This window comes from Olivibacter sp. SA151 (assembly GCF_054130995.1).
This window is the reverse complement of the sequence record NZ_CP096391.1, coordinates 4109476-4131501: the sequence shown is the minus strand read 5'-3', so window position 1 is coordinate 4131501 and position 22026 is coordinate 4109476. Positions and strand designations below refer to the sequence as shown.

At 39.4% G+C, this 22026-nt stretch carries 22 protein-coding genes; 8 read left to right on the top strand and 14 right to left on the bottom strand.

Annotation, left to right across the window (positions count from 1 at the left end):
• Positions 1–3: 3 nt before the first annotated feature.
• Complete coding sequence (locus M1D52_RS17050) at positions 4–1524, top strand: RagB/SusD family nutrient uptake outer membrane protein (protein WP_013666048.1); 1521 nt, start codon at positions 4–6, stop codon at positions 1522–1524.
• An 18-nt stretch (positions 1525–1542) separates the two neighbouring features.
• A complete protein-coding gene (locus M1D52_RS17045; RefSeq protein WP_437393104.1) occupies positions 1543–2754 on the top strand; it encodes a glycoside hydrolase family 88 protein in 1212 nt (403 codons plus the stop codon).
• Positions 2755–2800: 46 nt separating this feature from the next.
• Here the strand turns inward: M1D52_RS17045 and M1D52_RS17040 are convergent, their stop codons facing one another.
• The 3 genes from M1D52_RS17040 to M1D52_RS17030 all read right to left on the bottom strand — a co-directional run bounded on the left by M1D52_RS17040 (position 2801) and on the right by M1D52_RS17030 (position 5246).
• Complete coding sequence (locus M1D52_RS17040) at positions 2801–3388, bottom strand: alpha-ketoglutarate-dependent dioxygenase AlkB family protein (RefSeq protein ID WP_013666050.1); 588 nt, start codon at positions 3386–3388, stop codon at positions 2801–2803.
• A 10-nt stretch (positions 3389–3398) separates the two neighbouring features.
• Positions 3399–4256, bottom strand: coding sequence for a methylated-DNA--[protein]-cysteine S-methyltransferase (locus tag M1D52_RS17035; protein WP_013666051.1), 858 nt, complete (start codon positions 4254–4256; stop codon positions 3399–3401).
• Positions 4257–4385: 129 nt separating this feature from the next.
• Positions 4386–5246 carry an alpha/beta hydrolase family protein gene (locus tag M1D52_RS17030; protein ID WP_130857636.1) on the bottom strand — a complete coding sequence of 287 codons (861 nt, stop codon included), beginning with the start codon at positions 5244–5246 and terminating at the stop codon, positions 4386–4388.
• A gap of 242 nt (positions 5247–5488) precedes the next feature.
• Here M1D52_RS17030 and M1D52_RS17025 point away from each other — a divergent pair, with 242 nt between their 5' ends.
• Genes M1D52_RS17025 through M1D52_RS17015 form a run of 3 tightly spaced genes read left to right on the top strand, consistent with a single transcriptional unit; the run spans position 5489 to position 9378 of the window.
• Positions 5489–6118: a hypothetical protein gene (locus M1D52_RS17025; protein WP_457941574.1), complete on the top strand. Its 630-nt coding sequence runs from the start codon at positions 5489–5491 to the stop codon at positions 6116–6118.
• Between the two features lie 10 nt (positions 6119–6128).
• Positions 6129–8054: a DUF4836 family protein gene (locus tag M1D52_RS17020; RefSeq protein WP_437363171.1), complete on the top strand. Its 1926-nt coding sequence runs from the start codon at positions 6129–6131 to the stop codon at positions 8052–8054.
• Positions 8055–8073: 19 nt separating this feature from the next.
• A complete protein-coding gene (locus M1D52_RS17015; RefSeq protein WP_437393102.1) occupies positions 8074–9378 on the top strand; it encodes a hypothetical protein in 1305 nt (434 codons plus the stop codon).
• Between the two features lies 1 nt (position 9379).
• Here the strand turns inward: M1D52_RS17015 and M1D52_RS17010 are convergent, their stop codons facing one another.
• Positions 9380–10771, bottom strand: a complete 1392-nt coding sequence (locus tag M1D52_RS17010) for an MFS transporter (RefSeq protein ID WP_013666056.1) — start codon at positions 10769–10771, stop codon at positions 9380–9382.
• A gap of 126 nt (positions 10772–10897) precedes the next feature.
• On the opposite strand from M1D52_RS17010, the gene M1D52_RS17005 reads away from it, so the two are divergent.
• Positions 10898–11398 carry an Lrp/AsnC family transcriptional regulator gene (locus M1D52_RS17005; protein ID WP_437393101.1) on the top strand — a complete coding sequence of 167 codons (501 nt, stop codon included), beginning with the start codon at positions 10898–10900 and terminating at the stop codon, positions 11396–11398.
• Here M1D52_RS17005 and M1D52_RS17000 read toward each other — a convergent pair whose 3' ends face one another.
• The 5 genes from M1D52_RS17000 to M1D52_RS16980 all read right to left on the bottom strand — a co-directional run bounded on the left by M1D52_RS17000 (position 11399) and on the right by M1D52_RS16980 (position 15076).
• Positions 11399–11854: a DUF2721 domain-containing protein gene (locus tag M1D52_RS17000; protein WP_013666058.1), complete on the bottom strand. Its 456-nt coding sequence runs from the start codon at positions 11852–11854 to the stop codon at positions 11399–11401.
• Between the two features lie 35 nt (positions 11855–11889).
• Complete coding sequence (locus M1D52_RS16995; RefSeq protein ID WP_013666059.1) at positions 11890–13494, bottom strand: Na+/H+ antiporter; 1605 nt, start codon at positions 13492–13494, stop codon at positions 11890–11892.
• Between the two features lie 125 nt (positions 13495–13619).
• Positions 13620–14084, bottom strand: a complete 465-nt coding sequence (locus M1D52_RS16990) for an SRPBCC family protein (protein WP_013666060.1) — start codon at positions 14082–14084, stop codon at positions 13620–13622.
• An 11-nt stretch (positions 14085–14095) separates the two neighbouring features.
• Positions 14096–14623 (bottom strand): SRPBCC family protein, encoded by a 528-nt coding sequence (locus M1D52_RS16985; RefSeq protein ID WP_437393100.1) that lies wholly within the window; start codon positions 14621–14623, stop codon positions 14096–14098.
• A gap of 141 nt (positions 14624–14764) precedes the next feature.
• The gene (locus M1D52_RS16980; protein WP_041387384.1) at positions 14765–15076 is read right to left on the bottom strand and encodes an ArsR/SmtB family transcription factor; all 312 of its coding nucleotides are present in this window, start codon (positions 15074–15076) and stop codon (positions 14765–14767) included.
• 213 nt (positions 15077–15289) lie between these two features.
• On the opposite strand from M1D52_RS16980, the gene M1D52_RS16975 reads away from it, so the two are divergent.
• Complete coding sequence (locus M1D52_RS16975; RefSeq protein ID WP_377609701.1) at positions 15290–15790, top strand: hypothetical protein; 501 nt, start codon at positions 15290–15292, stop codon at positions 15788–15790.
• 47 nt (positions 15791–15837) lie between these two features.
• Here M1D52_RS16975 and M1D52_RS16970 read toward each other — a convergent pair whose 3' ends face one another.
• Positions 15838–16578 carry an MBL fold metallo-hydrolase gene (locus M1D52_RS16970; protein ID WP_437393099.1) on the bottom strand — a complete coding sequence of 247 codons (741 nt, stop codon included), beginning with the start codon at positions 16576–16578 and terminating at the stop codon, positions 15838–15840.
• Positions 16579–16742: 164 nt separating this feature from the next.
• Here M1D52_RS16970 and M1D52_RS16965 point away from each other — a divergent pair, with 164 nt between their 5' ends.
• Positions 16743–17882 carry a metallophosphoesterase family protein gene (locus tag M1D52_RS16965; RefSeq protein ID WP_130857625.1) on the top strand — a complete coding sequence of 380 codons (1140 nt, stop codon included), beginning with the start codon at positions 16743–16745 and terminating at the stop codon, positions 17880–17882.
• Here the strand turns inward: M1D52_RS16965 and M1D52_RS16960 are convergent.
• The 4 genes from M1D52_RS16960 to M1D52_RS16945 all read right to left on the bottom strand — a co-directional run bounded on the left by M1D52_RS16960 (position 17871) and on the right by M1D52_RS16945 (position 22014).
• Complete coding sequence (locus tag M1D52_RS16960; protein ID WP_289552691.1) at positions 17871–18431, bottom strand: DUF922 domain-containing protein; 561 nt, start codon at positions 18429–18431, stop codon at positions 17871–17873. The two genes, M1D52_RS16965 and M1D52_RS16960, sit on opposite strands and share 12 nt — an antisense overlap.
• A gap of 733 nt (positions 18432–19164) precedes the next feature.
• Entirely contained in the window at positions 19165–19974 is an 810-nt protein-coding gene (locus M1D52_RS16955; RefSeq protein ID WP_013666068.1) for a serine hydrolase, read from the bottom strand.
• Positions 19975–20133: 159 nt separating this feature from the next.
• The gene (locus tag M1D52_RS16950; RefSeq protein WP_013666069.1) at positions 20134–20691 is read right to left on the bottom strand and encodes a DUF3347 domain-containing protein; all 558 of its coding nucleotides are present in this window, start codon (positions 20689–20691) and stop codon (positions 20134–20136) included.
• A gap of 126 nt (positions 20692–20817) precedes the next feature.
• The gene (locus M1D52_RS16945) at positions 20818–22014 is read right to left on the bottom strand and encodes an efflux RND transporter periplasmic adaptor subunit (RefSeq protein ID WP_013666070.1); all 1197 of its coding nucleotides are present in this window, start codon (positions 22012–22014) and stop codon (positions 20818–20820) included.
• Positions 22015–22026: the final 12 nt, after the last annotated feature.

The following is a 22026-nucleotide window of genomic DNA, read 5'->3' as shown; positions in this document are numbered from 1 at the left end:
TTAATGGAGAAACAGACAATGAAAGAGTTTTCGAAATATATTTTTTTGTTCGTATTGTTTATTGCTTCCGCTTGCACTAAGTTGGAAGAAGAACCGGTAAGCATTTTAGTTCCAGGGCAATATTTTAACACCGAAGCGGATGCAGAAGCAGCTGTGATGGGATCTTATGCCTTGCTGAGTAGCGATAATTTCTATGGTAGACGGTTAACCATGGTGTTACAGCTACTGGGAGATGATATTGACATTGCGGATATCGGAACACAATCCAGTCGCATACAGCTGAATGGTTTTACGCACGATGCCAGCAACCAAGATATACTTGCGGTCTGGCGCTTGGCTTATTTGGGTATAGGAGCCGCTAATGCCGCAATCGACGGCATCCCGAATGTTCCGATGGAAGAAGGAAAGAAAAATGCACTTATCGCCGAAGCGCGCATGGTGCGAGCCCTAAATTATTATCATTTAGTGCAATTGTTTGGTGATATTCCTTATATAGGGCAATTTGTTACAGATCCGAATACGATTAAAGATATTAATAAAACTCCTGCGAGTGAAGTATATCAGCATATTATAGACGATTGCGAATTTGGTATAAGTTATTTACCCGATGCCTTTCCGGGTAACATTAAGTCAAGAGCTACTAAAGGGGCTGCCCATACGCTGTTATCTTCCGTATATATGGTTTTGCAGCAATGGGACAAAGCAGCGGAGCACGCGGAAGCGGTTATTAATGATGCCGGTAAATACCATTATGGTTTGGTAAATGACTATCAAGATTTATGGAAAGCCGATCTTGGTCATCAATTGGAGCATGTCTGGGTCGTGGATTTTATGGGGGGGATCACCGGAGAAAATGGTACAAATCAGGATTATACAGCTCCTATGACCGGGGTTCGCGACGCGGATATGCTGGGTTGGAGCGTCTTAGTTCCATCTCCAGGTATGTATGGAAGTTTTGATAATAATGACTACAGGAAAGAAGTGAGCTATTTGACAGAAACGCCTATAAAAGGAGTGATGACCCCTTATCAACAATGGCGATGGCCACGCATACATACGGCTAAATGGTGTTTATACCCAGGAGCTAATGCCAATGCAGAGGGGGCCGACTCAGATATAAAACATGTGATTTTCCGTTATGCCGAAATTCTCTTAATGGCTGCAGAGTCACTCAACGAGAGTAACGGTGGACCCACCGCAAAGGCTTATGAATATTTGAATGCGGTTAGACAACGCGCCCGTAACACACCTAACGGGGTAAGAACCTTCCCAACGGATATCCCGGTTGGGTTAAATCAAGCAGCATTTAGGGACGCAGTAAGAGAGGAGAGAAGAGTAGAGCTAGCCTTTGAATGGAAGCGCTGGTACGACTTGAAGCGTTGGGATATCGTTGTGGAGGCCTTTACAAAAGAAGGCGCTTATGAAAAAAGAGAAAACATAAAACCATCTCATAAACTATTGCCTATTCCACAGGAAGAGATTGGTAGAAATGCAAATCTCTTACCGCAAAATGAAGGTTATTAATATAAGACGAAAGCGAAAATGAAAAATCGTTTAAATGGATATATGCTGTTGTTTTGCGTGACGGTTTCGGTAAGCGTCGCGAAGGCACAATACACTCTTAAAAAAGACTTTATCGAAAAGAATCTAAATGAAGCGATAAAGCAAATAGACTATTTAGGTTCTAACACTCCAAGCGAAAAACTTCCACGAACTTATGAAGCAGGGAAATCAATATCATCCGGTACGGGATGGTGGACCTCGGGATTTTATCCAGGTACACTTTTGTATTTATATGAGTACAGCGGTAACGAGGAACTCCTGGATAGAGCAAAACAGAAGTTGAAATTACTGGAAAAGGAAAAAAACAATACGACTACCCATGATTTAGGCTTTATGCTCTATTGCAGTTTTGGTAATATTTTACGCCTTACCGGGGATAGTAGTGCTTACAAGGACGTTCTTTTGACCGGAGCCAATTCGTTAATTAGCCGCTTCAATCCTGTTACTAAAACAATCCGTTCGTGGGAGGGGTGGACTTATCCGGTAATCATCGATAATATGATGAACCTCGAATTTCTGACGCAAGCCAGTAAAATTAGCGGTGAGAAAAAATATCAAGATATTGCCATTACCCATGCCAATACCACAATGAAAAATCATTATCGTAACGATATGAGTTGTTATCATGTAGTAGATTACAATCCGCTAACAGGCGACATCGTGGCAAAAAAAACAGCGCAAGGTGCCTTTGATGAATCAGCATGGGCACGTGGGCAAGCTTGGGGTTTGTATGGTTATACAATGATGTATCGGGAAACCAAACGGAAGGAATACTTGCAATTTGCGGAGAAAATCGCAACATATATCCTAAATCATCCAAATATGCCGGATGATGGCGTACCTTTTTGGGATTTTAATGCGCCTGATTTGCCGGCAAGCAGCCCATATGCCAGTCAATATAAGCAGTATCGTGATGCTTCTGCCGCGGCTATTATCGCTTCAGCCTTACTGGAGCTGAGCACTTATGTCAAGAATACCAAGGCGAAGGAGTATGTAAATGCAGCTGAGAAGATGCTCGTCAGTCTTTCATCGGATTCCTATAAAGCTCCTATTGGAAGCAACGGCGGTTTTATTTTGATGCACAGTGTCGGCTCTATACCTCATAAGAGTGAGATCGATGTGCCCTTAACCTACGCAGATTACTATTATGTAGAGGCCTTGCTTAGATACCGAAATTTGTTAAGGAATTAAGACGAAGGGGAGGAAAATCCCTCCCCTTAGCTTGTTAACGCGAAAGTCATTTGTCTACAATTGCCCTAAAAGTTAGGTTAATCCTTGCTTCAACTAATTTTGGCACCTTGGGTAAGCTATGTTGCCAATGATCTTGTATGGTACCTTTCATGACCAGAAGACTTCCCGGCAATAAATGGATTTTAACACGTAGTTTTCGATCTCGATAATGCCGGAACAGAAAAGGTCGCGATGCTCCAAAGCTTAAGGATGCAATGGTTGGATTCTTGCCCAATGACTTTTCGTTATCTCGATGCCAGCCCATGCTATCGGTTCCATTTCGATAATAATTAAGCAATACCGTGCTAAATTTAATATTCAAAAAGGTTTCCACCTTCTCTTTCACAAGTAATAGTTCAGGAAACCATTGCTGCGGTTTCATCGTTATGCCCGAATAACCATACGGTTTGTGGGTATCGCCGTAAAGAGCCGTTAGACGCGGTTGCAAGATCTCTTTACCCATAATTTTAACAGGCTCCTGACGCCAAGTTGTTTTTTGTTTAAGTACATCAAATAGATGATGCTCTTCTGATCGCGTGAAGAAATTTTCATAGAAATAAACTTCTCCATCCTTTGGCAATAAATTTCCATGCATAGTCTATGGTTTATTTCTCTACCTGAAGTTCCGCGCGAACAGCTTCCCAACCAATAATCGCTTGCTTTCTCGAACTCCCCCAATGATAATTGCCGGTGTCTCCGGTTGATTTAATTACACGATGACAAGGTATCAACAAGGCTACCGGATTCGCCCCAACGGCACTTCCTACTGCTCGTGAAGCTAGCTTGTTGCCAGTTCGTTCAGCCAATTGGGCATAAGTAGTAAGCGTGCCTGTGGGAACTTGCAAAAGTGTTTCCCAAACTTTAATCTGGAATGGGGTGCCTTTTAAATGTAATTTAATCTCTTTTATTTTGCTCCAATCTTGATCAAAAATAAAGAGTGCATGCTGCTGGAAATTGTCAACCAGCTGCTGATAGCGTGCATTTGGAAAGGTAGATCTCAAGGTATCAAATCCGATACCCCTTCCTTCATCTGCAAATGCCATATAACAGATTCCTTTATGCGTAGAAGCCACGATGATATTACCAAATGGACTCTCGGCAAAACTATAATTGATCGTTAGCGAAGCACCACCATTTTTATACTCGCCAGGTGTCATCCCTTCGATGTTTATAAAAAGGTCATGTAATCGGCCAGTACCTGAAAGTCCGCTTTCGTATGCAGTGTCGAATAGCGTCGAGCAATTTTCCTTAAGCATATTTTTGGCATGCTCAATCGTAAGATATTGTATGAATTTTTTAGGCGAAACTCCTGCCCAATCCTGAAACATTCGCTGAAAATGGAATGGACTCAAGTGGACATGTTCGGCGATTTGTTCCAAACTCGGTTGGCTTTTGAAGTGTTCCTTGATAAATGCAATGGATGCTGCGATCCTATTAAAATCTATTTGCTGTTGCGTTTCCATAAACAATCTATTTTCTTCAAAAGTAGTCAAAGCCAACCGGTGACGAAACCCGAATCTTGCGCGTTTAATAAAATTCAAAAGTAAAAATTCAAGACTAGAAAATCAGAAAATTCAGCGCATAATGCGATGTTATTTATCAAGGTGTTGCTTGAAGAATAAAATATTTCGGTTCAACACGTCCTGCATGGGGGTTGGTTGAATAGTTTCATACCAAGGGTGTTTTCGTCCAAAAACATGATCGGATGAAACGGTTACCATAACCGCTCTGCCATTGGCTTCTTTTAAGTTGTATGCATGATTTAAAGGTACGTTTATATCTTCGGTACCATGACAAATCATCCAGGGGATATTGATAGAGGAGGCAGCTTTTATAATATCCAATCGTGTGCCATTATTTAAATAATCCTCATACAATTGGTAATTTAGTGGCATTTTTTGTCTTGTACGACCATTTACATAATAAGCAACACCCGTTTGTTTCCAATCGCTTATTTTTTCTTTTGGCCAATCGCCCCAGGGTGTTTTACAGAAGGCAATTGCCGACCAGGTTACGAGTGCTTTGATCCGAGCGTCTTCTGCCGCCTTGATCACACTGATGCCACCGCCCATACTATGGCCGATTAAGCCGATGCTTTTTTTGTCGATGCAACGTCCATATGGATTGCAGTTATTTTGGACCCAATCTATTACCTGTTCAAGATCATGCAATTGCTTGGTGTAGTTGTTTTCACTAAAAGCAGTTAAATCAACAAAATTCTCCGGTTGATCCGGCGAGGTGCCATTGTGAGAAAAATTAAACTTTATAAAGGTAAAGCCGGAAGCAAGGAATTGTTCAGCGATCAGATCAAAGTTGCCCCAGTCTTTGAAGCCGTTGAAACCATGTGCATATATAATGGCGGGTTGATAAGGCCTTGATTCGTTGAAAAAAATATCAAGAACAATAGGCCTATTATTACTACCTCTGATCATTATATTTTTCACTTTTGCCATGAGCCCCCCTTTTAATCCTATAAAGTTACGAAAATTGTGATTAAAGCGGGTAGGCGTTGAGGTGTGGTGAATAAAGTTAGGCAAGAGAATTAGGTCGCTTTACGCCTAATTACCTTAGAAATCCCTGAAATCAGTTAGTTATTAACCATATCCTTTCTCTACTTTTGTTCTGCATAGTAAAAAGAGAAATGACCTTAAAAAATCGATGCCTATATGTGCTGCTTTTTTTTAGCACAATTAGTTTGAGTGCTTGTTTTGAAGTGATTGAAGAGATCAACGTTCATAAAAATGGTTCGGGAAATATGACGGTCACATTAAATTTGAGTCAAAGCAAGACAAAGCTTTCGTCTGTGATGCTATTGGATAGCATAAACGGTTATAAAGTTCCGGATAAGGTTCAAATCCAACGAAATCTAAACGAAGCCGTTGCGATACTGAAAAAAACGCCGGGAATAAGTAGTGTTAAGCATCGGGTAGATTTTGAGAATTTTATTGCCTTTGTCAGTTTTTCTTTTGAAAAAGTAGATAATCTGAATCATCTCAGTAAAATCATTTATGAGAAATTAAAGATAAAACCCACTGGAAAGTCTTTATACAATTTCGATACGAGAACACAATTATTTTCCCGCAACTATACTTATGCACAGGAGGCCAAAAGTGCTTATATGAAGCTTAAAGAAGCTGATAAGCAGGTGTTTAAGAATGCTTCATATACCTGTATTTATCGTTTTGATAGCGTTGTTAAGCAATCAACCAACAAACAAGCAAAACTATCAGGTACAAAGAAAGCGGTTATGCTTCACACTTCTATATTGGACTTGATCAACGGCAGGGCCAATATCACCAATCAAATACAATTAGTTAATAATTGAGAACAAAAATATGCAGAGAACTAAACTTTTATTGAGCTTTCTAAGCCTATTCTTTTCACATAATATAATAGCACAACGGCTTGCTCCGAGGATTCCGAAAGACGCTTTCGCAGTGGCGACTATTAATGGGCGCAATTTTTTTGATTTGATAGGTATCGATCAATTTAATCGGTCGAAAATAGGACAGGCACTGATTGCCAAATTGAATAAAACAAATAATGGCAATCTACAGGGATTGGAAGATTTAGGTTTTAACCTAAATGCGCAGGTATATATTTATAGCACCAAAACAGATAGTATACGTTACTACGGTATGTCAATCCCCCTTAGGAGTAGTACTAAGGTGGGAGACTTCCTGAAAACTCTTGGTCAGCCCCAAAAGCTTCAGAATGGTCAGTGGATTTTAGATCTTAACGAAAAAAAACAATTGTTGATCTGGAATGAGCAAACTCTTTATTTACTTAGCGGAGAGTTGCGAAACAGTTTTTTTGAAGATGAAAAGACTGCTGAAAAATACGGAATAGTAAATAAAAAATTAAGTGATGAATATGATGAAGCTGCGCTTGATCCGGCACCCTTAATGGACTCAGTGGATGTCGAGTGGGACGCTGTTGATTCTTTGAATAAAGACGACTTCCCCTTGGATTCAACTGCTGTAGACAGTTATAATTTGGCCCCACCTGTGGCAGAACATGAAATAGCTGATGCGGCTCGCGACTCAATGTACGATGCTTACTATGCAAGTATTGCGGCAGATGATTCGATAAAAAGCAGATTGTTGAAAGAATGGCTGTATCAGGAGGCTGTACGATTGGTCGAATCGCAAGAAGCATTCGGTAATCCGTCTTTTAAAAAATCGTATCGGAAAAATGCAATGGCAAGTCTTTGGCTTAGAGATATCAATGAACTCTATCAAGATTTGCTGCCTGGTGTGCATAGCGCTTATGCTTCTCTTCTGGGGGTAAAGACTGAAAAAGTTGGCACTGGCTTTGAAAGCGCTAATGTTTATTTAACCTTTGATAAGAACACTGCAACACTTGATGGCTCCATAGGGCTTTCGAATAACCTTGCCGAAGCCTACCGTAGGATATATAATCGGAAACTGAATAAAAGGTTCTTTAAATATTTGAGCAAAGATGCCATTGCCTATACATCAGTAGCAATTAATACAGAGAATTACTTAAAAGAGCTGCCAATATTAATGCAACAATATTACGGTAATTTGCTTGGTCGATATGAAAAGGAAATAGATCTAGGGTCTTCTATATTTTCACTTTTACTAGACGAAAAAGCGATTGGCAAAGCAATTAAGGGTGATGGTATCTTCGCTTTAACTGCTATAAAAGAACAGGAAGTGAAATATACGACCTACGAGTATGACGAGGATTATAATTCCGTTGAGGTTGAAAAGACTAAAAAAGAGAGTATACCCGCATTTTTGGCTATGTTTTCTTCTACTGATATGAACCTGTTCAAAAAAGCACTTGCCCTTGGGGTTGCTAGGGCCAAACTGACGGAGAATGAGGGTATTTATACAATTAGCGGACTAAAAGGGCCGCTGGAAGTTCATGTTTTATTAAAGGACGGTATCATATTCTTTGGTACGGCACTAGATGATTTACGGAACATTCAATACAATCGATATGAAAGTGACTTATCTTCCAAACACAAAAAATTGCTGAACGATAATAAGTTTACTCTTATTTTCAATAGTAAAAAAATGGTAAAGGCAATTAATTCGTTGGAGATACCCGCCACCAAACAAGCCTTGGCGCTACAAGACAAAATTCAGGGCTTAGGCGACTTTTATTTTACTTCAAAGGGTGTTAAAGGTAAAAAAATGGTTGGCAGCTTCCGGGCCGAACTTCCAGGCTCGAAGAGAAATGCCTTACAATATATATTGGATGTAGTCGAAAGTACGGCTTTTAGACCTTAATTTATTAGTAAGTTTGGGTATGAAGAAAAAAGTACTGATCGGTGTGTTGGCTATTCTTGGCGTGGGATTAACATGTTGCGGTTATTTGGTATATCGTCAAAAGCAATCTTACCAACAGTACATCCCAAAAAATGCGTCCACTTTGTTTCGTGTAAATGTGGATGCATTATTACGGTCAATAGCTTGGAATGCGGTTTTAAATCCCGGATATTATTTTGACTCAGATAAGAAAAAGCACAAGAAATCTTTTGATTTAGGAGATTCGGGACTCCATATTCCGGCTAATATCTTTTTCTTTACGATAGAGCCTGATGACGCCACATTTTTCTCGGTATTCAGTATCGATGACTTCGATGAACTTCAATGTTATACGAAAAACATATTAGGTATTTCGAAACTTCAGACTGTGGATTCACTTGTTTTCCAAGGAACTGCATTTAACGGAAAATTATGCTTGATGTTCACAAAAGACCGATTAGCACTTTGTGTCTCGGCTTCCAAGGTAGAGAAATTCAACCTGCTTCGGAGCCTTATCCGACAGGAGGGGAGCATGACAACTGTTGAGCAGTCGCCTTTTTACGAAGCAATTAAAACACAACATGAGCTGGTCTATACAAACGGCGCTTCGATTATAGATGCGGATTTTGGACGGGGATCCTTATCACTTAGTGGAGATATCAAAACGGCTTTGGTTAAAGGTGTAAAGCGCTTATATCCAAAGCAATTTGAATCGAATAGCTTAATCAAATTCTGGCTAGCAGCAGACATTACGCCGCTATTGGCGCGGCAACGAAAATTTTTTGAAAAACATCACATCCCTGTCGATACCTTATTACGCTATTACGGAACTTATATGGATCTGGAATGGAAAAAGAATCTTACTCTTCAGCAGGATACGATTATTACTTACGACTATAATGACAATTTCGAAAGGGTAGAGCAGCGAGTAGTTCGCAAAGAACGTGTCCCCGAAATCTATCTTTCGTTTCAAGCATCACCCCATTTAGCAAATTATCTCCCGAAACAACTTTTTTATAAGTTTCAGCACGAAAGCCGAGCTGATCGTTTGTTCTTTGGCACGGGCAGAAAATACCAACAAAGTAATCCTGATCATCTTTCTAATGATTTTTTTTATTTATATATAGATAGTAAAGGTTTGAGGAATCAAGGAAACTATCCGTTGTTACCCCCATCTTTTAAGCGTCTTGAAAAAATGGAATTTAGTGCTCAAAAGTTGGCTGATGAGCATATTCATCTAGACGGAAAATTGCATTTTGAAAATAGCTCAGTCAATGGCCTGGTACAATTGCTTCGGGGTAATTAAATTAAACCTTTCGCAGCCTATCCGTCTCTCTATCTTGCGCGAAGTCTTTTTTCAGCAGATATAATACCGCAAGGGCTGCTAGCAGCAAGAGGAGTGTCATTGAGGCAATCAACTGCTTCTTTGTACTTGGAAATATCGTATTTAATTGCATAATCAACGATATCAATGATAAACCAATGCCCGACCCAAAAAAATAAGACGTAGTGTTGACGCCTGAGGCCACGCCCTGGTGGTCAACAGGGATTTGATTTAATGCCATAACGGTTAAGCTGGGGATTGATATGGCCATGCCCGCACCTGTTACGCAGGCAATCGAAAATACCAAATAAACAAATAATTGATAATGCATGCTGACGATTAACAGTAATGCTCCAAAAAACATCAATGACATTCCTAATCTGGCGATACGAATAATTTTAAAACGTTTGATTAAACAGGGCAATAGAAACCTGGATATCAAAGCGGAACCGACGCTAAAAGGAAAGAGTAGTAAGCCCGCCTTGGCAGCTGAAAATCCCAAAATTTCCTGTAGATAAAAGGAAAGAACAAGTAAATAGCTGAGAAAAAAAGATCCCAATAGAAAAATTGCTTTATTGCCTATTTGTACATTGCGGCCCTTAAGTAGTGCAAAGTTTATTAAGGGATTTTTGTGATGTCCGGATCTTTTTATAAAATACACTAGGCTTAAAGTTATTAAGCTTAGCAATACAATAACCTGAATTGGTTTGTAGATAAGCGTTGGAATCGCGTGTATAAAATACGAAAGAAGGACAATGCAAAAAGATAGTATGATACCCGATAAAAAATCCGGTGGGATCGTATCGGTTGTTTGGGTGTCCGATTCCAATATGATAAAGGCTAGGATCAAGCTCATACTTATAATGGGAACGTTTATAAAAAAGATCCATTGCCACCCTAAGGAAGAAGCAATGATGCCGCCTAACGACAGCCCACAGCCCGATCCAATGGCAGCGAACGAACTGAATATACCCAGCGCTTTGCTTCTAGCAGCCTCAGTTACAAATGTATTTGTAATGATTGCCATGGCGGACGGCATGAGAAGGGCCGCACCTAAGCCTTGGATGGCCCGAAAAAAAAACAAGAATTCGAAGGAGTTTGCTTTGCCCGCGCCAATAGAGGTTATTAGAAATAACAAAGCACCGGACATAAAAACTTTCTTTCTTCCCCAAATATCCGCGAGCTTACCGCCTATAATTAGAAATCCGCCGTATAGAAGAACATAAATGGTTTGCAGCCATTGTGATTGCTCTTCTTTTAGATGAAAGTGTTTTTGTATTAGAGGGAGCGCAAGATTCATGATGGCAAGGTCCAAAGCTTCTAGAAAAACTGCTGAACAGGCAATAAATAATATAATCGAATTTTTGTTTTTCATAAGCGGTGTTCTGATGCAAAAGTATGTGTTTTAAATTTTAAGTTGTTTTAATTGTTACTTTTGGGTAAATTTTCTGTTTTATTTGCTATATATAGAATATTGATCTTTTAATATGTCGTTTACTTAATGGAAAAAGAACAAGGCGCGAAAGCATCGGTAAATTTGGATGCAAAGGATTATGAGATATTGAAACTTTTGCAGGAAAATGCAAAGTTGACAATTCGAGAGATAGCACATAAGATTCATTTGAGTGCTACGCCCGTTCATGAGCGGATAAAACGCCTGGAACAGAACGGGGTTATTAAACGGTATACTGCTTTGTTAAATCAGCGTGCTCTGGGAGAAAGTTTAACAGCCATTTGCTACGTTTCGTTAAAAGAGCACACCAAAAAGGCTGGCGCTCTTTTCGTTCAGGCCATTGCTGGCTTAGAAAGGGTCATCGAGTGTTATAATATCTCAGGCGAGTTCGATTTTATGCTGAAAGTCATTGCATCAAATATGGCGGACTATCACCGTTTTCATGTTGATGCATTAAGCGAAATACCGGGAGTTGGTAATATTCAAACAGTGTTTGTGATGGACGTTATTGTAGAAAGGGAATGCCTACTCGTAAACAGCTTCATGTAATCAGACATCTTTAGTTTTTGTGTCTAATTTTTTCTTCAAATAGTCAACAAAGGAAGGGCTTACTTTATCTTCTTCCATATTACTTAACTCCAGCTCAAGGGCTGTTGTACTTTTCTGTATTTCAATCAATGAAATAATAAGTGATATAGTAAAGAAAATTAAACTGAGTCCGAAAAGCAGTTCGGCCCAAAACAACCATTTCAAAAATATGAATAGCATACATACAACACAGGCTACAAAGCTTAAAACACCATAGGCCTGCATATATTTAATCAAGCGTAATCGGTAGCGTAGATTTTTTATTTGACCATGAATGACACCACTTCGATTGTTTTCGAGATATTTGGCATGTAAACTTCTCACTAAGCTGGCGAGCGCTAAAAAGCGATTTGTGTACGCTAACATAATCAGGCTGATAGCTGGAAACAGCAGGGCGGGTGTGGTGATCGTAATCATTATTATTGTGTTTTTTTCTATACTAAATTGCAGGCTTATTGTTTTATAAGCCTTGACTCCTCTAAATCTAGATTGTGTTCCAATTGCCTAATGACATGATCATCATACTTTTTCTCTTTACGTAATTTATTAAGTCCTTCTCTTCGATGGGTGATTAGTTCCAACATGATCCGTCTGTATAACATCCGAACAGAAATCAGTTTTTCTTTCTTCTCCTGTTCTTGCAACGAGCTTTCGGTGGCGTCGATACTACGCTGTAGCTGTTCCTTGATTCGTGCGATGGTGGGATGTTCTTCCATCTCACGATCATACTTCCTGTCAAGATATTTGATACTTGATTTGGCCAATTGAAGACGAATGGCTTCCAACTGATCTTCCGTTGGAACATATTCATCTATCTCTTCAATCTTTAAAAGTTTTAGAAAAAAGGGCAAAGTAAGTCCTTGGAAAACCAAGGTGATAAGGATGACTACAAAAGTAATGAATAAAATGAGGTTGCGATGAGGAAAAGCTTCACCATTTTCAAGTGTAAGTGGTATAGCTAATGCAGAAGCCAACGATACTACGCCACGCATGCCTGCCCATCCGATGGCAAAGGGCAATTTAAAGCCGGGGCTTGTTTCTTTATCGCGTATTCTTTTGCTGACAAGGCGGGGTATAAAAGCAGCTAAATAAACGAGTGTAAGACGGAGTAAAATTACGACGGCACTAATAATTAGCGCATATTGAATTGCCTCTTTCTTAGAATAACCCTCTAATCCATTTACGATCACGGGAAGTTCTAAGCCAATTAGAATAAAAACAAACCCATTTAAGAGAAATCCGACAGTAGCCCATACTTCGGTGGCTTGTATCCGCGTATGATAGTTTAGGAAGTCTTTGGATCGAAAAGACAAGAACAGACCGCCACTTACCACGGCTAGGACGCCCGACCACTCAAAGGATTCGGCCACAAGGTACATGAGGTAAGGAGCTATTAATGTGATTGGTGTAGTTATATTGGACGATTTTGCTAAGTAGCGAAGCACGAAGTACAAGATATGAGCAATGGCTAAACCAACAACAACACCCATTATCGATAACGTAGCAAATTCCAGAAGGGCTTCCTGCAATATAAAATGTCCGGTTAGAACAGCCGCTAAGGCAAAGCGAAATACCGTTAATGATGCTGCATCATTTACAAGGCTTTCTCCTTCAAGAATAGCAAGACCTCTTTTAGGCATGGTAACTCCTTTTAATACGGAGGTAGCAGCTACAGCATCAGGAGGTGAAATGATGCCCCCTAATAAAAAACCCATAGCAAGTGTGAAGCCAGGGATAGTCATAACAGAAATGTAGGCGACGGCCAGAGAGGTGAATAGTACTAAACCAAAGCCAAGTAAACCAATGGAACGTCTCCACTTCCAAAACTCATTCCAAGAGGTATACCATGCTGCTTCGAAAAGCAAAGGTGGTAAGAAAATCAGAAATACCAAATCCGGGTTGATGCTTATCGCCCGTACGCCGGGAATAAAACAAATTCCCAAGCCACCGATAACTAATAAGATAGGATAGGAAATTTTTAGGCGTTGACTTAACAAGTACAACATGGCCATGGCGAAAAATAAAGCCAATACTAAAAGCAGTTTCTCATGAATCATGTAGTAAAAATAAAAAGAAATTTCAAGGAAGGTAGGGGATGATGTAAGAACCGTTGATCGGCATGATGCCGCAATCGGATTTATATTGGCGCAAGAAATTCACTTACGCCAATATACGTATCTTCTTAATGCGAGCTTATTTCTTTCGGAAATTTATCGGCAATTAAATTTAAATTGATATTGTGCTCTAAGTAAGCTTTTAGTCCATCTAAAACGGTGGTGAAACCGCCTGTATTGTCATTCACCGCCTGTACCAATTCGTTCCCTGTCTGCGGGAATCCGTAGTTTTTAATAACAACGTAAGTCCTGTTTTCATCGATCGCCGTAAAAAGAAAATCTACGGTTGTTGCGGGCTCGTTCCATACAATGGATATTTTCTCGTTTTTAATTAATTCTTTTACCGTAACATCGCTTGAAACGTTGTACATTTCCCATTCCCAAGTAACAGTCTTTCCCACTTCTAACGGTCCGCTCGCTTTCGTAAACCAAAAGTTCTTAGTGATAGCCGGATCAATGAAAGCTTGGTAAACTGCTGAAACAGGTCTTCTTATAAGCATCTGGACTTCAACTTGCGCTCTTTGATTTTCCATAACGTTTTTATCTATAATTCGGTTAATATTTCAGTATACTCCTTTTCCATTTGGTTATGTACACCCCAAAAACCTGCTGGTTCGCGTCTTTCCAATCGAGCAACAAGAATGCCAAGATGGGTATGCCAACCGCTAGCTACGCTGATGCGTGCCTCAACAGCTTCTAAGTGACGATGGGTTAATATTAATAATATCTTTTCTTCTTGTTTGTGAAGTTCGAACGTCACTTCCGAACCATCTCCCCATGTAAAAGTCAATAGATAGGGTGGTGTACACTGAATTACCGTGCCACTGAAGCTATTGCCGTGTTCATAACACTTATATTTGTCGGGAGGTGTCTCTTGATAGGATGATAGATTGGCGTGAACAAAATGTAAATTGACCTTACCGCCAACTTTTAAGTCCATTTCGCCGCTGGCCAGCCACTTTTCTCTTTTATCAGATTCAGTAATGTAAGCCCATACACGTTCAATGGGGCCTGGCAGTAAACGCTCAAAGCGAATAGTGCCTGGTGCAATGATTTTTCCATAATTTTCCATATTCGTATCATTTTTGTTTTAATTCTTTTTTACAAATTGAGCATCCTGCCTAACTTGATATCATAGGTTCTAGATAAGAAGACAGCTAGATCCAAATCATAGACTAATGAGCGTTGCTCGTGTTCATTTTTTCCAGATAATCTACTCGTTGTTTAAAAGATCCTCTAATGTATCCAAGCGATCATTCCAGAACGTACGATACTTTTCTACCCACTCCGATACCTCTTTTAATGAACGCAAATTTGCGTTACAAAAGCGCTCCCTGCCTTTCTGATGAATTGTTATCAAGCCACATTCCCTAAGAATGCGGATATGCTTTGAGACGGCCGGCCGGCTAATGTCAAAACGGTCAGCCACCGTATTCAAATTAAGTGGCTGTTTAGCTATCAATTGAATAATTGCACGTCTCGTAGGATCGGCTATTGCCTGAAATACATCTCGTCTAGTTTCCATGTGTTCATTTATATGTAACCATTTGGTTTCAAATTTAAAAAGAAACCAAATGGTTACCAAATGTTTTTTACTTTTTTACTGATTATTTTTGTTTTGCCGGATGCAATGTAATAACAGACGATCTATATATTCGTTTTTTACCCTTAGAATGTCGCTTTTCTACCCGGTTAGCTATCCGGTTACCTCCTACCTTTGTAATAAACACATTGGATTATGTTAGTTGACAAAAAGAAGTTGTCGAATTCATTAAAGAAAACGTTCGACACGTTTATAGAATCGATCTCAAAGTTCGATCGTCAGGAAATCAATCACCAACAGAATATGGGTGAATGGACAGCGGGACAAGTGGCCGATCATGTCATTAAGGCTACTGGCGGTTTACCTGATAGCCATGTAGAGAAGTCAGTACGCGAAGTGGACTTATATGTGGAATCCTTACAAGATATTTTCCTAAACTTTGAGATAAAAATGGAGTCGCCGGATTTTATTTACCCGGAAAATGGACCTTTTAATAGAGATGAATTGATAACCGATCTTGAACTTAACAAGCAGCGATACGTTGATATTATTCAGAATGAAGACCTGAGGGTCGTATGTTTAGATTTTGAATTTCCAACTTATGGCTTTCTTACACGTTACGAATGGTTGATGTTTATACAGTTCCATACCCAGCGACATAACCATCAATTGATGCAAATATTTAAGGGCCTTTGACAAAAAGGCGCTAAGCTATTCATTACCGATAGGTTAGCGCAATGAAATTACGGATTACGAAGATACCAGTCACGTATAATCACTTTAATAGATGAATCTTTTTCGTTTACGAGCTGCTTATAACTGAATATGTCGCTTTTTCCATTTTGACCTCTATAGTGATAAGGATAGACCATTTTCGGTTTAAATGCAAGGGTGGCTTCGGCAGCTTGCTTAACGGTCATGGTGTAAGGTAAGTTCATGCAGAGGAAAGCAATGTCGATATCCTTTAACTCACGCATTTCCGGAATATCTTCAGTATCTCCGCTTATATAAATACGTTTGTTGCCCAGCGTAATAACATAACCATTTCCCCTTCCTTTTGTATGAAATGCGTCTGCAGATTCGGGGAGATTATACATAGGTACGGCCTCGATTTTTATATCATTTAGGTCGACAGTTTCACCGTTCTTGATCAGATGCGATTGTTTTCTTAAGTCGTCTGGCAATTGCTCGGCAACAACAGGGGGAACAATGAGTATTGATCTCGAAAGATCAAGATTTTTTAGACTGGAAATATTGAAATGATCACCATGTATATCTGTTATAAAAATAAGATCAGGGCTCTTTACTTTATTTAACTTTTCTTTTTCTGTGCTTGGATCAAATAGAAGCGTTTTTTCCTTCCAAGTTATTGCAAAAGTTGCGTGTTCGATAGGGTAAATGGTAATATCGTCAATTTTATCTTGGGCTTTGACCGATCTGAGTGCTGAGAAGCAGATGTATATAAAAAAGATATATTTAATCATTTTGGATTAGCTTTAATTTATTCTAAACTTAGAAAAAATACATGGTATACGCAACTAAACATGCATGCTTTTCTTAATATTAACAACGCGATATCTTAATAAAGGTATAATACTTGCTGTGTACATTTGCATTAGTCGGAATGGAATTTATAAGTTGATGTGTTATGACAAATGTTAGGAGGCAACCAGTACTACTGGGAAGTTTGATAGATGATGCTTTTAAAATTAAACCTTTACCTGCTCCAAGTGGGAAATGGCCATATAGATTGAAGTTAAAACAAATTCTCCCGGAAATCGATGAACAGACAGCCACCATGAGCTTTCATGTGGTTGGAGATACCGGAAGTATGAAAGAAAGGACATTTCAGCATAAAGTGGCCCGAGAAATGACTAAGCAGCTTCTTGCAAAAAATAACTCGTGTACACCCGTTTTTATGTTGCACATGGGCGACGTCGTATACAATTACGGTGAGGCAAGCGAGTATCCGGCGCAGTTTTTTAGACCATACGAACAGTACCCGGCACCCATATTTGCCTTGGCGGGTAATCATGACGCGGATATTAATCCGGAATCTTCGGAGGGATACGATAGTTTAGAAGCTTTTACACAGGTTTTCTGCGCGAAGACAAGTGACAAAATTGCTTTCTCCGGTGGAAGTAATCGTTTCAGTATGATACAACCTAATGTCTATTGGACTTTGGTTACGCCGCTGGCTAATATCATTTGTTTATATGGGAATGCTACCAAATACGGCTTTATCACAGAGCAGCAAGAAGCATGGTTTATCCAAGAATTATTGTCGGCACACACAGAGCGTCCTAAAAAAGCCATCATTGTTTGTATTCATCAAGCTCCCTACTCGGCTGATACGAATCATGGCTCCAGTTTAAATATGATAACTTTTTTAGAACGCGCATTTCATGCAGCGGGAGTCAAACCGGATCTGGTGCTTAGTGGTCATGTGCATAATTATCAGCGATTTAGTAAACGATACGCCGATGGTTCTGTGATTCCTTATGTAGTATCTGGGGCAGGGGGATACGCTGATCTGCACCGCATAGCTGAACCGGGTAATCCTTTAGTAGTAGATAATTTACCTATTATGAGACAGGTGCAACTTGAAAATTATTGTGATACCCATCACGGTTTTTTAAAGATTACACTTAGCAAGCAAGAAGTAGGTATACTGATTTCATGCGAATATTTTACCTTCCGGCAGGACGCACATGGGGATGAAGCCACATTATTTGAACGTTTCTATGTGCCTGTTAGCTATCCCGAATATCAAGTGTCAATCCATTAGCAAATTCAGGCCTTCTATAGATCGGTTCAGTTTTTTATCCCAAATGGCCTGTTGCGCTCTATTCATCATATGCTCAGTCTCCGCGTCATACCGGAGCTGCATTGCCTGGTATTTATTGGAGACTTTATTAAAAAGAGTAGCGGCCTCCTGCTTATAATGTGAGGTGTATTTTCGTGCATTGAGCCGGCTAATTAATTCATGCTGCATGAGTAAACCTATTTTAAAATGGCCCTGTTCATGGTTTAATACTTCGGCGAGTACTTCAGGTGTTTTGATTTTGTCGAATTTTATCCAAGACTCTCTTGGGTTTATATCTAAGAAAACGTGAAACGTGACTTGATAAGAATCTACGCGTTTAAGTGTGGTTGATTGATAGCCGATACGTAATTTCACATGCGATATAAAGGGACTTTTTGGATCCGCTTTGCCTTTAAAATCAGAAATCGTCAATTGACGATATCCTTGGGCGTTTGCTTTATTGCAACTGGATAAAACGGTTGCAAATAATAAGAGTGAAAGTGAGCAGATATATACGAGATTCTTCAACATAAAAAAGAGATCAATTTGCGTATTAAGCAAATGTAGTTAAAGCGCGTTAAACGACAATGATTCGGCCGAATCATAAAAGCAGGTACATATTTCAGCTGCGGCATTGATGACGGATAGCATAACTATGAAATAATAAAAAGGGCAGTAAGATTGAAAGAATAATTTATAAGGTGTGAATATTTTTCTCACTTTTTCTCGTTTTGGAAGTAGACGATATACAATTGTACTTTAGCTGTCAAATGATAGGAGGTGTATCTCTATCTTTGTGATGAAAAAACTTTTTGCTGTAAATAACTGTAATACTGATTTTTTAGTATTGTTAATACCATTGTCGGAGAGATTTTAATCCAACCGTAGCCCAAAGTAGGTATTTAAATACCTATTTTAGAGAAGTGTACGCCCGTTATATATAACGGGCGCTTCTCTTTAAAACAAAAAATATATAGATCCAAAACTTAATACATATAGGGCTTTATTGTTTTTTTCACAATTTTTCACACAGAAACCGTATAGAATCATCATTAAATTATCATTTATATAATTATAACATAAAAAAGTAGAAACTATTATATACTTTTGTACACTCCATCCCAAAGATCCGGATGGGTTCGTAGAAAAGTAATTGGACGTTCTGTATCGCGCTGCGATACCATGACATAAGATCTTCTACAGTTACGGTTGGATACTTTTAAGTGTAGAGAACCACCTGCTGATTCGTCAGTAGGTGGATTTTTTATTGAAGCATTTTCAGTTCTGTCAAAATTCTCTTGGTTATCTCTTTCCGGCATTTAGCAAACTGCTTATTTATGGTTTTTCGGTCTTTGATGAGACGAGTAGCGAAAAAATAGACATTTTTTTGTCGTTTTTGCTCTACATAACCAATCCACCAACCGGTATCCTTAGCACCGTCTATTGTCCAACCTGTCTTTGCTCTTAATAGATAATTTGCTGTCTCTTCTTCGACCATCATTTTTTTCAGAATCCTGTAAGATCGTCTTGAGAATGGTAGTTTCTCCTCGTAAAGATTGATTAACATCTCAACCTGATTCGCCGGAGAGATAGCAAAAGCTCCGTAATTCCAAAAGTCAGGATCATTGATCGACACGTCAGCATTTCCATAATGGCATTTGATGAGGTAATCTTTGTATTTCGCTTTTCCTACTTTTTTCGCTAATTCCCGATATACCCAGCCTGCGGATACTTTGAAAGCTTCTTCCATATCCATGTTATGGTAAATATCCGGCCTATAACCATATTTAACCGTGTCAGTTGAACCGGGCCATGCGACGATTTCTTTTTCGCTTTTTACAACACCGGATTCCAGTAAAATAAGTGTATTCAAGATTTTAAAGGTCGATGCCGGTAATGAAGGTTGATAACTATCTTCAATGTCGCTACTTATCCACTTTTTTTGATTATAGTCGTATATGGTGATACTGCCGTTAATATGACAATCTTGAAATGGTTTTTGCAGGGATGACTGGCCATATGAAATGTAGAAACAAAAAATCAATATGGATAACAGTAGCTTTTTTTTAATCATAAGGCAAAATTGGTTAACAACTATCGGATAAAGCGAGAAACGTTCTACCCGATAGTTGACACACTGTTTTAATGATGACAAAACTAGCCAAATTTCTGACCAAAAGAAAGTAGCATACTCTTCAATTGCCCCTGAAATATACTAATTCTTAAAAACTTCTTAGAGCTTTCTCAATGTCTCTTCTACGCTTCCGCAGTTAAGCATTTTGTCTCCAAAGTATGGGTTTTTAATACTTTTTGTCGGACTTAACCAGTTGGCACCTTTGTCATTGAAGGCCATGGGACAATGTGCTACATAAAACTCGCCTGTTGCTACACCATGTGTTTTAATAAGTTCTATAAGTGCATTACTCAGTGAAGAGAAAGCGTCTCGCTGGCTGTCAATATTTTCTGCTGATAAAACCTGTGAGGCAGCTTCTTGAAGATCCTTAGCGCCGTCGACATGTTTACCGGCTTCTTCTACTAATAAGCCAGCTTCCTTTGCTTTACTTATGTCGCCGGCAACGAGTGCCTCCTGCAAAGCAAGATAATGAGGATAAAGCGCATCCAATGCCTCATTTTTTGTTTTAGGAGCTTGGGGATTGTCTCTTTCTGCTACTGTTTGATGCTGACTATGATCATTCTCGGTTTTTGATGACTGACTTTCCCCGTTGCAGGAAGCCAGTATAAATAAAGCAGCTAGCGCCGCTATACCAATTTTAAAATCTGTTGTTTTCATATTGTTTTGTTATTTTATTAGTTATTAAAATAGATCCGTTTTTTAATGCAGAAAAACATGGATAATCGAACATAGTGAGCGCATAAATACCATTGAAGTGAAGTTAATAAAATTCGTTTTTACTGACTAATTAACAAGCGCTCCTTTCTTTAATACGTACTCGCTATACAAAAGGTAAGCTCCACTCACTACAACCTTTTCTCCAGGGGTAAGACCGGCAATAATTTCAGTGTCGTCAAAAGATTCAGTGCCCGTTTCGACAAATCGTGGTTCGAATTTCCCGCCACCACTAGCTATCCACACATGGCTTTGATTCTCTTCGCGGATGATTGCCTTGCTGGGCACCATTAGAACTTTGTTTTGTTCCCCCTTTGGTAACAAGATGGTGGCCGGCATACCAACTTGCAATAGATGACCTTTGTTTGATATTGAGCCTCGTAGTTGCATAATTTGGGTGTTGCTCTGATAATTTGGGGTAATAAACTGCACTTTCGTTGTCAGTAAATTATTTGGGTCACCGTTTGCAAGCACTTTCAATTCCTCTCCTTCCTTAATATATGCTGCTTCTCTTGGATAAATATCAGCTTCCACCCACATCGTGTCGTAGCCCTCTAAGCGGAGTATAGAGCTGCCTTCGTCTAGGTATTGGCCTTCGGTAACGAAGAGCTCCGCTACAATGCCACTGCTTGGCGCATAGAACGTTATATAAGGCGATGATTTCCCATCCTTAAGCAGGGAGGCTAATTGTGATTCAGTTTGTCCATATAATAGCAGCTTTTGTTTTGCAGCTTTAAAGATATCGGCGAATCGTTGATCGTTGGAAAACTCGATTGTTTGCTTATGGGTCATTAGGAATTCTTCTTGTAAAGCTAGCAGTTGCTCACTATATAATCGGAAAATTGCCTGACCTCGTTTAACGGGAATACCGGTTTCTTTAATGTATAAATCCTCAATCCTGCCTGCGTTTCGGCTGCTGATATAGTTTGTTTGTTCTGGATTAACGGTAAGCCTTCCACTTATAGCCGTGTAATTATTTAAACTACCGATACCAACAGCCATGGAGGTTATATTCGCTAGTGCTTGTTGATCAGCACTTAAAGTGAGAAATTTATCTTTATTGTTTTTATCAAATGGTACTAAATCCATTCCGCAAACGGGGCAGGTGCCAGGATGGTCCTGTACAATCTGCGGGTGCATGGGGCATGTAAAAGTAGCTTCGACTGCTGTTGTCTGTTGCCCCTTTTGCTTGTTGCATGCCACCCATAAGAGTGAAGGCATTGCTGATGTCAACAATAAGACCTGTATAAATTTTTTTCTATTCATATGTGAATGATT

What these genes read in the sequence shown, in the direction of transcription:
- M1D52_RS17050 (WP_013666048.1), top strand. Translation starts at nt 4, where the DNA reads ATGGAGAAACAGACAATGAAAGAGTTTTCGAAATATATTTTTTTGTTC.
- M1D52_RS17045 (WP_437393104.1), top strand. Translation starts at nt 1,543, where the DNA reads ATGAAAAATCGTTTAAATGGATATATGCTGTTGTTTTGCGTGACGGTT.
- M1D52_RS17040 (WP_013666050.1), bottom strand. Translation starts at nt 3,388, where the DNA reads ATGCATGGAAATTTATTGCCAAAGGATGGAGAAGTTTATTTCTATGAA.
- M1D52_RS17035 (WP_013666051.1), bottom strand. Translation starts at nt 4,256, where the DNA reads ATGGAAACGCAACAGCAAATAGATTTTAATAGGATCGCAGCATCCATT.
- M1D52_RS17030 (WP_130857636.1), bottom strand. Translation starts at nt 5,246, where the DNA reads ATGGCAAAAGTGAAAAATATAATGATCAGAGGTAGTAATAATAGGCCT.
- M1D52_RS17020 (WP_437363171.1), top strand. Translation starts at nt 6,129, where the DNA reads ATGCAGAGAACTAAACTTTTATTGAGCTTTCTAAGCCTATTCTTTTCA.
- M1D52_RS17015 (WP_437393102.1), top strand. Translation starts at nt 8,074, where the DNA reads ATGAAGAAAAAAGTACTGATCGGTGTGTTGGCTATTCTTGGCGTGGGA.
- M1D52_RS17010 (WP_013666056.1), bottom strand. Translation starts at nt 10,771, where the DNA reads ATGAAAAACAAAAATTCGATTATATTATTTATTGCCTGTTCAGCAGTT.
- M1D52_RS17005 (WP_437393101.1), top strand. Translation starts at nt 10,898, where the DNA reads ATGGAAAAAGAACAAGGCGCGAAAGCATCGGTAAATTTGGATGCAAAG.
- M1D52_RS17000 (WP_013666058.1), bottom strand. Translation starts at nt 11,854, where the DNA reads ATGATTACGATCACCACACCCGCCCTGCTGTTTCCAGCTATCAGCCTG.
- M1D52_RS16995 (WP_013666059.1), bottom strand. Translation starts at nt 13,494, where the DNA reads ATGATTCATGAGAAACTGCTTTTAGTATTGGCTTTATTTTTCGCCATG.
- M1D52_RS16990 (WP_013666060.1), bottom strand. Translation starts at nt 14,084, where the DNA reads ATGGAAAATCAAAGAGCGCAAGTTGAAGTCCAGATGCTTATAAGAAGA.
- M1D52_RS16985 (WP_437393100.1), bottom strand. Translation starts at nt 14,623, where the DNA reads ATGGAAAATTATGGAAAAATCATTGCACCAGGCACTATTCGCTTTGAG.
- M1D52_RS16980 (WP_041387384.1), bottom strand. Translation starts at nt 15,076, where the DNA reads ATGGAAACTAGACGAGATGTATTTCAGGCAATAGCCGATCCTACGAGA.
- M1D52_RS16975 (WP_377609701.1), top strand. Translation starts at nt 15,290, where the DNA reads ATGTTAGTTGACAAAAAGAAGTTGTCGAATTCATTAAAGAAAACGTTC.
- M1D52_RS16970 (WP_437393099.1), bottom strand. Translation starts at nt 16,578, where the DNA reads ATGATTAAATATATCTTTTTTATATACATCTGCTTCTCAGCACTCAGA.
- M1D52_RS16965 (WP_130857625.1), top strand. Translation starts at nt 16,743, where the DNA reads ATGACAAATGTTAGGAGGCAACCAGTACTACTGGGAAGTTTGATAGAT.
- M1D52_RS16960 (WP_289552691.1), bottom strand. Translation starts at nt 18,431, where the DNA reads ATGTTGAAGAATCTCGTATATATCTGCTCACTTTCACTCTTATTATTT.
- M1D52_RS16955 (WP_013666068.1), bottom strand. Translation starts at nt 19,974, where the DNA reads ATGATTAAAAAAAAGCTACTGTTATCCATATTGATTTTTTGTTTCTAC.
- M1D52_RS16950 (WP_013666069.1), bottom strand. Translation starts at nt 20,691, where the DNA reads ATGAAAACAACAGATTTTAAAATTGGTATAGCGGCGCTAGCTGCTTTA.
- M1D52_RS16945 (WP_013666070.1), bottom strand. Translation starts at nt 22,014, where the DNA reads ATGAATAGAAAAAAATTTATACAGGTCTTATTGTTGACATCAGCAATG.